The organism is Paenibacillus silvae, from assembly GCF_014639235.1.
Taxonomy (GTDB): domain Bacteria; phylum Bacillota; class Bacilli; order Paenibacillales; family Paenibacillaceae; genus Paenibacillus; species Paenibacillus silvae.
This window is the reverse complement of the sequence record NZ_BMFU01000014.1, coordinates 1-15,082: the sequence shown is the minus strand read 5'-3', so window position 1 is coordinate 15,082 and position 15,082 is coordinate 1. Positions and strand designations below refer to the sequence as shown.

The 15,082-nt window shown below is 48.2% G+C and carries 14 protein-coding genes, 1 rRNA gene and 1 riboswitch; of the genes, 5 read left to right on the top strand and 10 right to left on the bottom strand.

What is annotated here, in order from left to right:
• Positions 1-231 precede the first annotated feature (231 nt).
• The 4 genes from IEW26_RS26270 to IEW26_RS26255 all read right to left on the bottom strand — a co-directional run bounded on the left by IEW26_RS26270 (position 232) and on the right by IEW26_RS26255 (position 5,280).
• Positions 232-1,068 (bottom strand): MetQ/NlpA family ABC transporter substrate-binding protein, encoded by an 837-nt coding sequence (locus tag IEW26_RS26270; protein WP_188594534.1) that lies wholly within the window; start codon positions 1,066-1,068, stop codon positions 232-234.
• A 156-nt stretch (positions 1,069-1,224) separates the two neighbouring features.
• Positions 1,225-1,896: a methionine ABC transporter permease gene (locus IEW26_RS26265; RefSeq protein WP_188594533.1), complete on the bottom strand. Its 672-nt coding sequence runs from the start codon at positions 1,894-1,896 to the stop codon at positions 1,225-1,227.
• Entirely contained in the window at positions 1,883-2,701 is an 819-nt protein-coding gene (locus tag IEW26_RS26260; RefSeq protein ID WP_188594532.1) for a methionine ABC transporter ATP-binding protein, read from the bottom strand. The genes IEW26_RS26265 and IEW26_RS26260 overlap by 14 nt, the downstream gene beginning before the upstream one ends.
• A gap of 131 nt (positions 2,702-2,832) precedes the next feature.
• Positions 2,833-5,280 carry an outer membrane protein assembly factor BamB family protein gene (locus IEW26_RS26255; protein ID WP_188594531.1) on the bottom strand — a complete coding sequence of 816 codons (2,448 nt, stop codon included), beginning with the start codon at positions 5,278-5,280 and terminating at the stop codon, positions 2,833-2,835.
• 417 nt (positions 5,281-5,697) lie between these two features.
• On the opposite strand from IEW26_RS26255, the gene IEW26_RS26250 reads away from it, so the two are divergent.
• Positions 5,698-6,663 (top strand): copper amine oxidase N-terminal domain-containing protein, encoded by a 966-nt coding sequence (locus IEW26_RS26250; protein WP_188594530.1) that lies wholly within the window; start codon positions 5,698-5,700, stop codon positions 6,661-6,663.
• Positions 6,664-6,816: 153 nt separating this feature from the next.
• On the opposite strand, the gene IEW26_RS26245 is transcribed toward IEW26_RS26250, so the two are convergent.
• Both IEW26_RS26245 and IEW26_RS26240 read right to left on the bottom strand, forming a co-directional pair.
• Positions 6,817-7,485, bottom strand: coding sequence for a pectate lyase (locus tag IEW26_RS26245; protein WP_186323181.1), 669 nt, complete (start codon positions 7,483-7,485; stop codon positions 6,817-6,819).
• Between the two features lie 363 nt (positions 7,486-7,848).
• On the bottom strand, positions 7,849-8,730 hold the full coding sequence (locus IEW26_RS26240; RefSeq protein WP_229730049.1) for a radical SAM/SPASM domain-containing protein: 882 nt from the start codon (positions 8,728-8,730) through the stop codon (positions 7,849-7,851).
• 210 nt (positions 8,731-8,940) lie between these two features.
• Positions 8,941-9,042, top strand: a riboswitch (TPP riboswitch).
• A 225-nt stretch (positions 9,043-9,267) separates the two neighbouring features.
• Here IEW26_RS26240 and thiM point away from each other — a divergent pair.
• The 4 genes from thiM to IEW26_RS26220 all read left to right on the top strand — a co-directional run bounded on the left by thiM (position 9,268) and on the right by IEW26_RS26220 (position 12,556).
• Positions 9,268-10,080, top strand: a complete 813-nt coding sequence (gene thiM, locus IEW26_RS26235; protein WP_373288579.1) for a hydroxyethylthiazole kinase — start codon at positions 9,268-9,270, stop codon at positions 10,078-10,080.
• Positions 10,077-10,889 carry a bifunctional hydroxymethylpyrimidine kinase/phosphomethylpyrimidine kinase gene (thiD, locus tag IEW26_RS26230; RefSeq protein ID WP_188594527.1) on the top strand — a complete coding sequence of 271 codons (813 nt, stop codon included), beginning with the start codon at positions 10,077-10,079 and terminating at the stop codon, positions 10,887-10,889. Before thiM ends, thiD begins: the two co-directional genes overlap by 4 nt.
• Complete coding sequence (thiE, locus tag IEW26_RS26225; protein WP_188594526.1) at positions 10,889-11,554, top strand: thiamine phosphate synthase; 666 nt, start codon at positions 10,889-10,891, stop codon at positions 11,552-11,554. The genes thiD and thiE overlap by 1 nt, the downstream gene beginning before the upstream one ends.
• Positions 11,555-11,812: 258 nt before the next feature.
• On the top strand, positions 11,813-12,556 hold the full coding sequence (locus IEW26_RS26220; RefSeq protein ID WP_188594525.1) for a MerR family transcriptional regulator: 744 nt from the start codon (positions 11,813-11,815) through the stop codon (positions 12,554-12,556).
• 193 nt (positions 12,557-12,749) lie between these two features.
• Here the strand turns inward: IEW26_RS26220 and IEW26_RS26215 are convergent, their stop codons facing one another.
• The 4 genes from IEW26_RS26215 to rrf form a co-directional block, all read right to left on the bottom strand.
• Positions 12,750-13,232: a hypothetical protein gene (locus tag IEW26_RS26215; RefSeq protein ID WP_229730048.1), complete on the bottom strand. Its 483-nt coding sequence runs from the start codon at positions 13,230-13,232 to the stop codon at positions 12,750-12,752.
• A 257-nt stretch (positions 13,233-13,489) separates the two neighbouring features.
• A complete protein-coding gene (locus tag IEW26_RS26210; RefSeq protein WP_188594524.1) occupies positions 13,490-14,146 on the bottom strand; it encodes a deoxynucleoside kinase in 657 nt (218 codons plus the stop codon).
• Positions 14,143-14,766, bottom strand: coding sequence for a deoxynucleoside kinase (locus IEW26_RS26205; protein WP_188594523.1), 624 nt, complete (start codon positions 14,764-14,766; stop codon positions 14,143-14,145). The genes IEW26_RS26210 and IEW26_RS26205 overlap by 4 nt, the downstream gene beginning before the upstream one ends.
• Before the next feature lie 236 nt (positions 14,767-15,002).
• Positions 15,003-15,082 (bottom strand): 5S ribosomal RNA (rrf, locus tag IEW26_RS30880); the annotation flags it as partial.

Sequence of the window (15,082 nt, the reverse complement as noted above, 5' to 3'; positions counted from 1 at the left end):
CTTCTAACATGCGCTATGCGCTCCAAAAATTTACTTCAAATTTAAAAATTTAACCTAAACATAAAAAGGAGCCGCTCGGCTCCTTTTACTTCAATTCATGAATCAGACTATGCGATTGTTCAGCCCTATTGGACAAACTTCGTGCAGATGCTAAAAATTCATCCATTGAAGTCAGGTTACAGTAAAAAGACCCGAGCAGCTTGGCTCGGATCTCTGTTGAATATAGAACACCTAGAATGCTGGGATAGCAATATCCGCGTAGTTTTTCTCAAAAAATGCTTTGACTTCGGGACCCGCCATTCGTTTAGCCAGCTTCTGAATTGCTTCAGAATCTTTATTATCCTCTCGAGCTACAAGTGTAATGGCAAAATGCGAATCATCCTTCTCCGTTAGCAGCGCGTCCTTCTTCGGAGTCAAGCCGAGCGGGCTCGCATAAGCTGGAGTCATTGCAACCAGGTCTGCATCGTCCATCATACGGGCAAGCATCAGCAGATCGACTTCTTTAAACTTAAAGTTCTTTTTATTCTCTGTGATGTCCGCTTGGGTAGCGTTAAAGCCAACTCCATCCTTGAGTTTAATCAAACCATTTTGCTCCAGCATCACCAGAGAGCGTCCAATGTTAGAAGGGTCGTTGGCAATCGCAATGACTGCACCTTCGGGCAATTCATCTATGGACTTGTATGTTTTGGAGTAACCTCCATAGATAGCATTATAGATAGGCTGCACAGGAACGAGATTAGCGTTGTTCGCTTCGTTATACTGCTCCATATAAGGAACGTGCTGGAAAAAATTCGCGTCTACTTCCTTGTTCGCCAGTGCTGTATTAGGCTGCACGTTGTCAGACAGCACCACAACCTCCAGATTCACACCATTCTCTTTAAGCAGTGGCTTGACAATATCAAGTACATCGGTCATTGGTGGAATCAGTGTGGCTACTTTCAGTGTAACTTCCTGTCCGGCTTGAGATTCCTGCTTTGTGCCTTCAGCCGCAGGTGTTTCTTCTTTTTTGCCGCAGGCAGATACAACCAGCATTACTGCGAGCAGTGTGAGCATTAATTTTGCTTTCATTCATTTGTACCCCTTCTCTTTTATGTGATCTGTAGTCATTACAGGCGGCTTCAGAACCGCATTGCTCTTTCTTAATCATTCTTTCTCTCAAACCGATCTTTCTCATGAATCGAAGTCCTGTTTTGCTTCTTGCACATCCATCTTTCGCTGCGATCCTCAGGATCGCCGATCAAGCCAGCGTGACAGCCTGCTGCCCGTCAATTGAATCATCTGCACCAGAATGATCATAATGATGATCGTAAATATCATAATTTCCGTTTCGAAGCGTTGGTAACCGTAGCGAATAGCAAAATCGCCAACCCCGCCGCCTCCAACGATGCCCATGACCGTAGAATAGGAAATAAAGCTGATGGTTGCTGTGGTAAGCCCAAGCACCAGCCCTGAACGTGCCTCCACATACAGGAATTTAAAGACAAGCTGTACCGTCGAGGCCCCCATAGATGAGGCCGCCTCAACAACTCCCCTAGGAACATCCAGCAGGGCCTGTTCAACCAGCCGGGCATAATAAGCAATAGCGATAACGGATAAGGGTACCGTGGAAGCTAACGTACCGATGGATGTTCCTACAATCATACGTGTGAACGGGATCAGGAACACCACCAGCAGCAGAAACGGAAACGAGCGTATGATATTCACCAGACTGCCCAATACGACAGTTAAGGCCCGATTCTGATATCGCTGTCCTCTGCGACATAGATACAACAGCGTACCAAGCGGCAGACCAATCAACACAGCAGCTGCAATGGAAATGCCAACCATCACAAATGTCTCTCCAATAGCCTGCCAGATTTCATGCTGATATTTCAGCACGGACTCAGGTAACATCATCGTTTTCCTCCTGTTCTTCCAAACGATGTGCATTCGAATCTGTTCCAGCCCGAGTATCATCTTCGAGCAGTGAAGTGAGCATATCCGGCTGCGGAGCAGGAATAAGGCTAACCTCGGATTCAGAAAGAGTACGTACGAGCTGCCCTTCCCTCATAACGGAAATCCGGTGGCATAATCGCCGGGCCACTTCCATTTCATGCGTAACAAGCACTATCGTCACACCGATCGTCTCGTTTACATGACGAAGCACTTCCAGTATTCCACCAGTCGTCTGTGGATCGAGAGAAGAGGTAGGTTCATCACAGAGCAATACCGCCGGATGACTGGCCAGCGCCCTGGCAATGGCCACACGCTGCTTCTGTCCTCCGCTCAGCTGGGCCGGGTATTGATTCGCCTTCTCTTCCAGCCCGACAAATCGCAGCACCTCCAGTCCTCGTTCGCGCCGCTCTGAACGCGAAGCCCCTGCAAGCTCCAGCGGCATGCTTACATTACCGAGAACTGTTCGGTTGCTGACAAGATTGAAATGCTGAAAGATCATGCCGATAGTTTGGCGTGCCTGACGCAGTGTACGCTCATTCATCCGGGTCAGATTTTGCCCATTAACGATAACGTCTCCTGTATCAGGCTGCTCCAGACCGTTAAGCATTCGCAGCAAAGTGGATTTACCCGCCCCACTGGAGCCAATAATGCCATGAATCTCTCCTTGCTTCACCTCGAGAGAAACGGAACGTAACGCCTCATATCCCTGATTCGCACGGGAACCACGCTCTTTGAACCTTTTGCTTATACCATATAATGAAATCATGGAGAGTCCTCCCGTGAATGATCAACCATGGTTCTTCCCAGAACACATGAAGAAAGCCCGCACAGCCGATAACCGGAGCGCGAGCAATCCTGTTCATTTATAATAAAACAACATCACCACCCAGACAAGCTTTAAGGAGAGATTTCTCCATCAAAACCACCAGCTGGGAAAACCCGGAAACGCCCATTTGCTGATCCGACGTACACTTCATTGCCGATCTGGTTGATCATGCCATTCTTGGCCTCCCGATCCCGATGCTCCGGCGTACCCATTACAACATCATGTACACGTCCGAGCAATGTGCCGTCCCTTTTGTCCATCACTAGTAAATCATCATTCAGGGGAAGCAAAAGTCGATCTCCAATCATCAGATAACTGCCTTGATTCGTCGTATATTTAGCTGATCCGATCGTTTCCCTCGCGCTCCAGCGCGTCTCCCCGGTTCTGTAATCTACAGCGGCAGGATGTCCGTTCATAATGACGTACAGCTGATTCCCTTCGACCAACGCCCGCTGCAGCTTCACATCCAGCGTCCACCGAATCTCTCCTGTCTCCGGATCAAACAAAGATGTTGTAAAATCCTCGTAATCACCATATTGGTCTCCTTTATTATTCTCCCGAATCAGTACCATGCCGTCATTCAGCACCTCTAATTCCTGGCCCTCACGGGCAGGAAATTGTGATAACTTTTTACCTGAGGTCAGATCAATCAACACCCACTGATGATCCAGCGGCATCCAGCGCTCAAGGGACACCGAGCCAAACGGATCATACCGATCAATGCCATCAAAATAAGGATTATTCTCAATATGACTCAGCTCCAATGATTGTACTGCTTCGATCTGCCAAACGATACGCCCAGTCTTGGGGTCGGCCGCAGTGAACTGATCCTTATCCCAATACAGAACATAAGGCTCATCTGCACTTCGATTCAGCAAACGATAACCTGTTGTCAGCTTTTTGCTCCATAACCGTTTACCATTTGAACTATTCAGCACATGAATCCAGCCGTTTGTAGAGCCTTCAGCAGCAGAACGATCTACAATAACCACATCTTGCGCCGCCTTGATTCCTTTTACAATCGATGCTTCGTTAGCTGCTTCATTCAGGTGGGTACTGTCACTGCGATTCTTCTGCTCCTCGGGCTTATACTCCCATCGAATCTTTCCGTCCTTGAGGTTGATGTGCCGCACGCGATCCCGATATTGCTTACGTTCGAAGTCATAGCTTGTGAATAACGTGACCGCATCACGCTTCGTATTTATGAACGCTTGGGCAGGACCGAGGCCGCTGTGCACCCTCCAGAGCAGTTTGCCTGTATGCCGATCCAGCGCATAGTATGAATCCTCAAAGTGCATACCACTGAACCCGCCGTCATCTCCCTTCATCAGGAGTACATCCTCTGTACCCGCTTGCAAAAAGGTATAGTTCAAATCCCCCTGATTCACCCATTCAGGCTTCCAGGGAAGCGTCTGCGGCAACACGCTGCCAGCGATTTCATGGGTATAAGAAAATACATCAAAACGGCCATAGCCCCGATAGTAGGGTTCATCATTCCCCTGATTTGCTGGCTTGTTCCAGCGAATCTCAATCAGTTTGCCCTTTGGATTAAAGGTCAACAGCAGATGTGCATCCTGGCGCTCATATCTCCAGGTCTGTCCAATCTGCATCGTGTACCCTGTATCCTTCATATTTCTCGAATGTTCCTTCCAATCCGGCTCACCCAACCACTTCACGGCCTGCTTGGAGGTTGTGATCTCGCTCATCTTGGTATCTGCGAGAAGTTGGAGGAAGGGCAAGGACAACGGCTGTTCTCTCGTAAACCAGCCATCGGTTACAGACGTTTGTTCCGTAATATCTGTTTTCCTGATCCACAGCAGTGCATGATGATAATCTGTTTCTTCACTGTGCCAAATGCGCGGAGCGATTGATACGCCGTACCATTCCTTCCATTCTGCCACAATCAGCGCCTGGTTTAGCTTGGTTTGGTTCGAAGGCCAGGTAACTGTACTGTCAGGAGTCAAATAAAGCTTGCTTCCAGCTCGAACAGCGAACGTCCTGGGGGATATCTCCGCCATGCCGCGGCTCTGCTTGAGCACATACCAGCCAGGCAGCCAGTAGCTGTCCTGCTCCTTGGTTTTAATCTTGATCCATTCGCCCCGAACCGCTGCCAGCGTATACTTTTCCTTCGGGGATGTTCGATATGTAATCTTCATATGATCGGCTGCAATGCTGTGATCCTTCGGTCCGCTGAATAACGGCAAGCCGTCTCTCAGTGTTACTTTTTCCCCCTTCTTGTAGGGTACGTTGATTTTCGGCTCCGTCATTCCTTTGATGGCAATCGGTTCGATCGAATCCGGGGTCGGGGAATGAGATAACGTTGAGGTAGTCAAAGCAGTGCTTGAGACTTGTGTTCGGGCGTTCACCTCGAGCGTCTGTGGTATGGAATCCTGAGTCTGTGCGTTAGTTGACGCTATTCGGGTACCCGTCAGCATCGTTCCGCCCAACAGTACAGCCGCTATTCCAGTTAGTGCTGCACACATGTAAAACCATGTTCTGCGATCAGGTACTTTTTTCACGTCCATCCATCCCCCAATAGAAGTTATTTCCATATAGGACGTTCCAATTCTCCAAAAAGTTACTATATAAGTTGAACTAAAGATTTTACACAACCACTCCGATGACAGAACAACCTTCTAATCGCTGTTATCCCCAGATTTTTTTGGATTCCCTTTCCAAAGGGTAAAATCCGTTGATAAAGGCGAAGCTTATGCTTCCGATGCAGCTTTCTTGCAGAAAGCTTTTAGCTCCGCTTTTTCAGGTTTTTTCTGTCCTCTCCGTTCACGTGTAAATAAATAGTGCAACTTATATAGTGTAATTTCTCCTGCGTTCCAAAGTTTACAATACAGATTTTGGGTTAATATCTTATGGGTATTCCATTAATATGCAACTTTTGGGATAAACAGTCCGTCTAATGACTTGAAAGGAGAATGAACATGAACAAAACAAACTCTACACACCGCTCGTATTGGAAACAAAAAAAATGGAAAATGATGCTGGCCGCCTCGATTTTGACCGCAGGAGCGGCACCTGCTCTGTTCACCCCTTCGGTGGCTGAAGCAGCCGCAACAGTTAAACCCGCAGCTTACATTAACAATATGCCTGCAGAATATGATGTGGTCATCCGCCAAGGTGTCACGTACATTGCACTGACTGAACTGCAATTCCTTGGAGATTATACCTTCGGTTACGATAATAAAAGCAAACAAATCAGTATTACTGCCGGCAGTGACAAATACGTACTCACACCTAATAGCAAAACGATGAAAAAGAATGGACAAACCGCCACCTTGTCCTCAGCTCCAATTGTGGTGAAAGGAAAAGCGATGCTTCCGCTCCGTGCCATCGGAGAAACGTTCGGTGCACAAGTACGCTGGAATCAAGCAGCCAAAGAGGCTTATATCTACAATACAAACAATGCTGTGGTGAAGGATTATAACGGTTCTGATCTGACCGCTGCTCGTGAAGCTGCCATACAACTGCCGCGGTTTTCTGATCTGGGCCAGCCTCGCCTGAAGGTGAAAAATCCGTTAGGGCCAGTTGATTCATCCACTGCTTATATTTTCGAACAGGGACAAAAGGATCGTTTCTTCACAATAGAGGATAGTGATCTGGTCAGCTATTATACGATTACCAATGGAAATGCAATGCTGAAATGGCAGGCAAATCTGGGTAAACAAGCCGGAACCATTGGCGATCTGTTCTTTATCAAAGCAAAATCGATTGCCGAAGTAGGAAACCAGCCTTCTGTCGCTGGCAAAACACTGGTGTCCTTCAAGTACTCCCTTATGCTGGAGGAAACAGCCTATGAATTGATGGACAAGTCCGGCTCCTCGGTTAGCGGCTCTGCTGCTCCAGCCAAAGACAAGATAATTGTTGAAGTGCCCGGGGAGAAGAAGTAGCTCCGTTCCCTTAAAGGACACGTTGATCCTCCCAAAAGTAAGAAAGTAAGCATTAAAAAACGGGATGAAGCAGTATTTACTGCCTCTCCCGTTTTTTTAACGCTTTTTTTCCACCGTTTTAAAGGGTGAGTTACGATAAAAAACACACTTCTCTTAATACTGTGTGTTTCCTGACTGGCTCGTTTTACCCGAAGCAAAGCCCTTGAATAATGTAGGTACTTTGGAATAGCGGGTGTTCGTGATCTTCCCTTGAGATACACTGCTGTCCGTACGCATAATCGCATCCTTGACATTAGAAATGTTGGAGTTGTCCAGCGTCATATTAACCGCAAAGGTCGTGCCTCCATTTTGCCGTACCAGCTTGCCGATATCATCCGCTCGGAAGTTTTTGATGTTAATGGTGCCTGCCGCATTGATCTGGAACACTTTATCATAGGCTTTATATGCTGCACCGCCAGTGATATTTACGGTCCCTGAAGATTTTAATGTCAATGCATCCTCGCCTACATCCTCCCATACAACGTTGGAAATATTACAGCTGCCGTAACAATGCACACCGTCCGCTGCAGGTGCACCAAGAATAACGTTTTTCAACGTAGCTCCTGCTTCCAGCCGGAATACAGGTTTCTGATTTTCCGCTTGAGAACCGTCACCCAATGTAGAGGGATTCGCTACAAACGTTTTTCCCTGCCCGTCATAAGTCGTTCCCGCAGGTACCACGATGGTTGAATTGACAACCGTCGGCGCAGCCGCAACCGGCAATACACCAAATACAGAAGCAACGAGACCTGCGGACAACAAGAGCGTTAACATTTTTTTCATCATCAACATCCTCCCTTAATCTGAGTGATTTGTTGAACAAGCCGCTGGCTTGTCTAACAGGAACCTTTTTGAGGTACACGGCAACCCCCCTGTTCGGAACCTGATTCAATCCTACAAAAAAAGGAAGATTACAGGAATAATCCCTGGATTAGATTTACCAATCCAAGCTGTAATATAGATGTGGTCTCCGCTTTCTAAAATTCTGATTTAATTGATATGTACCGATATTAACTAGCAGTATGCTGTTTTTACCCCTTGTTCATGAGGAAAAATAACAGAAAAGACCCTATAGGCTTGATTACAGACAATAGGGTCTCATCTCTCAAATCGGTCAAACTCTGAAGGGCATAGAGTCATTCAGCCTCAAGCACCCGTGCCAAACCGCTGGCGATATCCACACTTGCGGCACAGTTCCTCCACAGCCTCCCGTTTCGAAAAGCCGTATACCAGATTGTTGGCCCGCTCCCCATCAACGATCTCGGAGAAAGACTGCTCATGAATATTGCCAAGGTTAATAACACCTTCACCATCAAGGCAGCATGGAACAACCGTTCCATCCACCAGCACCGCAGCCTGACTGCGCAGCGCATGGCAAAAGCCTTTTCCGTCATCTTCCGGTGCATCCAGACTTGGCCATTGGAATTCGTGGTCCTGATTCAGATATACATTCGGTGCAATTTTGACACCGCTGCCCGGAACGACCTTTTCCTCAATACGGAAGTCCAGATTGAATTCACGCTCCAGCACTTCAAGTGTTTCCCGATTTCGATTCATCTGGGCATTCGTAAAGTTATCCTGTGTGAGATTCCACAGCCGGAACGAAATAATTACATTATGCTTCACAGCCTCATGAGCGAAAGTCAAAATATTGCGCAAATAACCATCACGATCCGTTGATCCCTCATGCCCGTCAAAGCTGTGCAGGGAGAAATTCATCTGTCTCAATGCAGGTTTGCCCAGCAGTTTATGCTGTGTCTTTGGCAGGAGTGTACCATTGGTTGTAATGTTAACCTTGAATCCCTTCGTATGAGCGGAATCCAGGAGCAGGTCGATTTTGGGATGCAGCAAAGGCTCGCCTTTGACATGCAGGTAAATATGTTTAGTGTGCGGTTTGATCTGATCCAATATATGATTAAACACTTCAGGGTCAATAAAGCCTTTGGCTCTTTTCGTTTGTGGACAAAAGCTGCATGCCAGATTACAGATGCTTGTGATCTCGATATATACTTTCTTGAACGTTTTCAACTCAGGGTCCCCATTCTGCCGGGAGGAAAGTGAACCAGTTCCTGCCCTCATTCGTTATGCGGCCATATGGGCCAATCCCCATTATATCGGGTTAACGAGCGAAGGTAAATCGGTAAACCGCAGCGTTGCCAAAACAAGCGTCAAGTCTCATACCCTCTTTACATTCTGGACGCATGTGATATATGCTTGGATCATAACTGCATATTTTGCACATCACACTGGGGGAGCCTTACGGCTGAGACGAATATATCATTCGGACCCTTTGAACCTGATCTGGATCATACCAGCGGAGGGAAGTGGAGCGGCTCTTGTGGATAAAGGATTCTCCATTGATTTGGCAGAGTCCATGCTGGTAAAACCTCTATAGCTTCGCTCGTTTCCTCCGGAAATGAGTGGGGCTTTTTTGTTTTCTCATCGCATGGGCATGGACGAGAATTCGTTAAAGGTCGTACTGCAAGTTCTTCGATGTAATGGTCTCTATGTAAATACCAGCTTGTCTCACCATACAATTCATTTTAGATCAAGGAGGTAATGACGTTGTCTTATCTTGAGCGTGTACGTGCACTTAATCCTTTGGTTCATAACATTACAAATCTGGTGGTAGCCCCTTTCACTGCCAATGGCCTGCTTGCCCTTGGAGCTTCTCCGTTCATGGCCTATGCTCACGAAGAAGTTGCTGACGTTGCGCGTATCGCTGGCGCAGTTGTGCTGAACATCGGTACATTAGATGAAAAGGTGGTTCAAGCCATTCGGCTGGCAGGACAGTCCGCTAATGCGCATCATGTACCCGTTGTGCTTGATCCTGTCGGTGCCGGGGCGACTCCATATCGCACGAAGACGGTGCAGCAGCTTGTCCGTGACCTTCGTCTGACTGTATTACGCGGGAATGTTGCAGAGGTCGCTCATGTCATTGGCGTACCCTGGAGTATTAAAGGTGTGGATGCAGGGGAAGGTGACGAAGACCGCATCAGCATCGCGGAACGGGCTGCACAGCAGCTTGCATGTATTGTTGTTATTACGGGCCAGTACGATATCGTTACGGACGGATATCAGACGTTTCTCATCAGCAACGGACATGTACTGCTTACGAGGGTCACCGGCGCGGGATGCCTTCTCAGCTCGGTCGTTGGCGCTTTTACAGCAGTCGCCCAGCCGGGAGATAATTTACTGAACAGCATTGTCGAGGCTGTTGCTTATTACGGTGTTGCAGCCGAACAAGCTGCCGCCCTTACAGCCCAGCAGGGTCCAGGCAGCTTCCAGATCGAGTTGTTAAACCAGCTTGTGAAGGTGACACCCGAGCTCGTATCAGAACATGCACGGATCCGTCAGATTCGCGGAGGTGCAAGATGAATATAACCCAGGCTTTGACAATAGCAGGTGCCGATAATGGCGGTGGTGCAGGTATCCAGGCAGATCTCAAAACCTTTCAGGAGCTTGGCGTCTACGGAATGACGGTGATCACAGCCATTGCGGCACAGAACACAACAGGTGTCCAAGGTGTATTCCCCATCAGTTATGCCGGCATAGCCCAGCAGCTTGATTCGACGGGAGCAGACTTTGAACCGCATGCAGTCAAAACCGGCATGCTGTATAGTGCCGCGATTATTCGTCTCGTTGCAAGCAAATGGCGGCAATACGGCTGGTCCAATCTGGTCATTGATCCGGTAATGGTAGCCAAAGGTGGAGCGCCGCTGCTCCAGCAGGAGGCCGTACAAGCTCTCATTGAGGAGCTTTTGCCTCATGCCTTGATTACCACGCCCAATATTCCCGAAGCGGAGCTGCTCACAGGCATGAGCATTAACAGTCTGAGCGAACGTGAAGAAGCCGCAAAGCAATTAGTGCAGATGGGCACAGCATATGCCTTGATCAAAGGGGGACATGATGCGGGAAGCGGCATGATTGTGGATGTTTTGTATGACGGGCAGTCCTTTCATTATCTGGAGAATGCTCGGGTAAACACACGGCATACCCATGGTACAGGCTGCACTTTCTCTGCTGCCATTACGGCCGAACTGGCCAAGGGTTCGACTGTTGTGGCTGCCGTTACAACCGCGCGAGCGTTTATCCAGGCAGCCATCGAAGATGAGCTGGGATTCGGGGCCGGGCACGGACCAACGAATCACTTTGCGTACCAGCGCAGACAGCGGGGTGAGCGCTGATGTGCGTATGGGATGCGGAAGCGGTGCGCCGCGCGCTGCGGCTGTATTTGGTAATGGGCAGCGTCAATACTACGCGTGACCCGGTGGAGGTGCTGCGCCAGGCGATTGCTGGCGGCATTACGATGTTCCAGTTCCGCGAGAAGGGAACTGGAGCATTGGCAGGCGAAGTCCGCACAGCGCTTGCGCTGCGGCTTCGCGAGGTGTGCAGCCAGCATGGGATACCGTTCATCGTGAACGATGATATGGAGCTGGCTGTGCAGGTGGAGGCCGACGGCGTGCATGTCGGCCAGGGCGATGCGGACGCGGCGCTGGTGCGCGCCCGCATTGGCGAAGGGCGGATGCTTGGCGTATCCGCCCACTCCGCCCTTGAAGCCCGCCGTGCCGTGCAGGCGGGCGCAAGCTATCTTGGCGTCGGGCCGATGTACCCGACGCGCTCCAAAGCGGATGCCCACGCTGTGCTGGGCCCCGCCGGGGTTGCCGAACTGCGCGCCGCAGGCATCGCAGTTCCGGTGGTTGGTATCGGCGGCATTGCGCCCGATACCGCGGCCGCCGTGATGGCGGCTGGAGCCGACGGCGTAGCCGTCATCTCCGCCATCGCGGGTGCGGCCGATGTGCGCGCAGCGGCTGCACAGCTCGCTGCCATCACGCTCGGGGAGCAGGCATAGCCGCGCTCCCCACACATCCACAAACCAGGATGCAGCCGTACCATGCTGCATCCCTAACCTTTCAGCACCAGCCATCTAAACGATGAATCTTTTACTGTTCTTGTACTTCATATATAATCACTCTCAAGTACATCATGTATAATTCCCTCCCAAGCACCTCATATATAATCCCGTCATCACAGCTCACCTCCGAAAAATACATGTTGACTCTCACGCAACGTGACACTGTACAATTCATGTTGTAAGGAGGTCTTACTCATGGCCATGAAGGTTAAGGAAGTCTCCGAACTGGCTTCCATCAGTGTGCGCACACTGCATCACTATGACGAGATCGGGCTGCTTGTCCCGGACGAGATTACCGCTGCCGGATATCGCATGTATTCCGACGCCAATCTGGAACGGTTGCAGCAGATTTTATTTTTCAAAGAGCTAGGCTTCTCCCTGAAAGAAATTAAAAATATTATAGATGACCCGACCTTCAGCGCGGAGGAAGCACTGCATATGCACAAGCTCATTCTGGTCGAAAAACGTCAGCGTCTGGACCAGATGATTGCAACCATTGATAAAACCGTATTACACCTGAGAGGAGAAATTAAGATGACTGCCAAAGAGCAATTCCAAGGCTTCGATTTCAGCCATAACCCTTACGAAAAAGAAGCGCGCGAACGCTGGGGAGATCAGGCCGTGAATGAGGCCAATCAGAAATTACAGCAGCAGCCTGCGAACAAACAGAAAGAACTGGCTAAACAAATGAACGATATTTTTGCACGCTTGGCAGCACTTCGCCACACAGCGCCTGATTCCGAAGCAGCACAGGCCGAGATCAAGCAATGGTATATGTATTTGAATCAGATAGGAAACTACACTCCAGCTGCCTTCAAAGGGCTTGGTCAAATGTATGTAGAGGATGAACGCTTCACCCGAAATATAGATCAGTTTGGCGAGGGACTGGCACAGTTTATGTGCCAAGCGATGGCCGTATTTGCCGACCGCAACGAATAGCTTTCGAGGACTTACTGCCCTCACATCAAAAAAGGACGTACGCCCCTGGCGTAACGTCCTAATCCTTGTAGAAGCTAAACGTATTACGGCCGCAATGTGATCCCTATTGTTGGGCCTCACTCCGAATACTTTTTAGCATCTTCTTGGTGAATCTTGATCTATTCTTCCACTTCCGAATTCAACCTGACCTATGTTAAGCTCTAGGTGTTTGATCCGAGGTTGACGCTTCTGAAGCCATGCTTGTTTTCGCCATCCGGCCTGGAATCTGCCATGCGGAGACGATAGCCAGAACGACAAACAACAGATCGATGGGCTCACTGAAATATTCCGTGAATGTTTCTGCAAATGCACTGATCATTTCTCCGTTAAACACCAGCTTCATCATACTCATATCCGTGTACAACTGAGCTGTAAAATATACAACCGTCAAATATTTGCCCAGCAAAATACCGATGAGTGAGAAAACTACAGCAATAATTTTGTGTACCGTCGCGATTTGCTTATTGGAGAACAGCACTACGGCGTAACCGCACAGCACTCCCACCAATATGGCGATAAGTCCAACCTCATACTCCGTCATAGCTGCAACCGCAGCCCATACCACACCTCCCAGTATGGCAGCAATCAAACCGCCGATGATCGGCATTCCGATTTTAACTCCTTGCTTTTCTTCCACGATGTCTTTCCCTCCTGAGTAATGCTAATACTATTTTTCCAGAATTCACCTTTACTATAAAACCACATAAAGCTTCAAATTTCAACAACTTTCTACTTTTTTCTACCCATATGTAGTCTTATCTGAACATGTCGTCTCACCTAATGCTCTCAAATTCGCTGCTGATCTAACAAAAAACACCCCTTCTACAGCCTGATTTCACTGTAAAAGAGATGTCTATCTCCCCTTGTCTTGACCTAGAGGATCAATATATTTAATTATACCTGAGCTTTTCGGGAAGGCTGTATAACAGCCGAAATCTGCTCCAAAATAGCATCCAGCGAAGCCGGATCATGCACGTCATATTCATCAATGTTCAGCCGCAGCACAGGACACGCCGTAAACTGGTTAATCCACACCGAATAGCGTTCATGCATATGCTCCCAATATGAACGGTCCGTTTGAATTTCCATCTCACGTCCACGTTCCGTAATCCGGTTCAGAATGGAAGGCAGACTGCCTTCCAGATAAATCAGCACATCCGGGTGTGGAAAATAAGGCGTCATCACCATCGCTTCAAACAAGCTGCTGTAAGTTTCAAAATCAGTAGCCGACATCGTTCCCTGATCCGCATGCATTTGTGCAAAAATGCCCGTATCCTCATAGATAGAACGATCCTGTACAAAGCCGCCGCCCATTTCAAAAATTTTCTTCTGCTCTTTAAAGCGCTCTGCGAGAAAGTAAATTTGCAGATGAAAGCTCCAGCGTTCAAAATCATGATAAAACTTCTCTAAATAAGGATTGTGATCAACCTGCTCCAGAGATGTTTTGAAATTCAAACGCTCTGCGAGCGCTGCTGTTAACGTTGATTTCCCCACCCCTACTGTTCCTGCTACTGTGATCAATGCATTCGCTGGAATGCCATAGTTATTCATATCATAAGCTCCTTTACCTGATTAACGATCTGCCTGAAATGCTCAGGATGCTGTACGAAGTCAAGCTGCTCCGCATTAATTTTAAGAATAACGGGCGGATTTTCCCCTTTAGCCAAATCATTCATGCCTGTCTTGTAATCAGCGATCAACTGCTTCATATAAGCCGGGTCCATATTCTGCTCAAACGAACGCCCTCGCTTGTTAATCCGGTACATCAGCGTATCCAACTCAGCTTCAATGTAGATCACCAGATTCGGCTTCGGCAGGTCATCCGTTAACAGATGATAGATTTGACGATATTTGTCCCGCTTTGTTCCTTTTAAAGTGCGTTCAGCAAAGATCATATTTTTGTAAATATGATAATCGGATATAACCGGGCTGTTCTGCTGAATATAATGTGCGCCCGTGTCCTCCAGCTGTTTAAATCGGTTGCACAGAAAAAACATTTCGAGTTGAAAGCTCCACTCGTCAATATTTTGATAAAAGGAGGCCAAAAATGGGTTCTCCTCAACAATTTCTTTAACCAAAGGAAGGTTCAATTCCTGGGAAAGCATCGTAGCCAACGTTGTTTTCCCCGCTCCAATCGGACCTTCAACGGCAATAAACGGGGCTGATTTCATGGTGTTACTGTTCCTCCTCGTACATATGCGTGTTCCGTTTTTATATAGACCCCACTTATTGTATCATAGCTTGGTCCAAGGAAAGAGCAGTATTTTATGTATATAAGAAGTCCAAACGGAAAGACATGTCCTGTATCGTCATATCATACACAACATAAAGTGAGAATTTTCTCAATGCGACACATCATAAAAAACAAAAAGACACACAAGATATTCATCAAGTGTGTTTATGAGTTGCTTGGCGGCGTCCTACTCTCCCAGGACCCTGCGGTCCAAGTACCATCGGCGCTAGAGGGCTTAACGGTCGTGTTCGGGA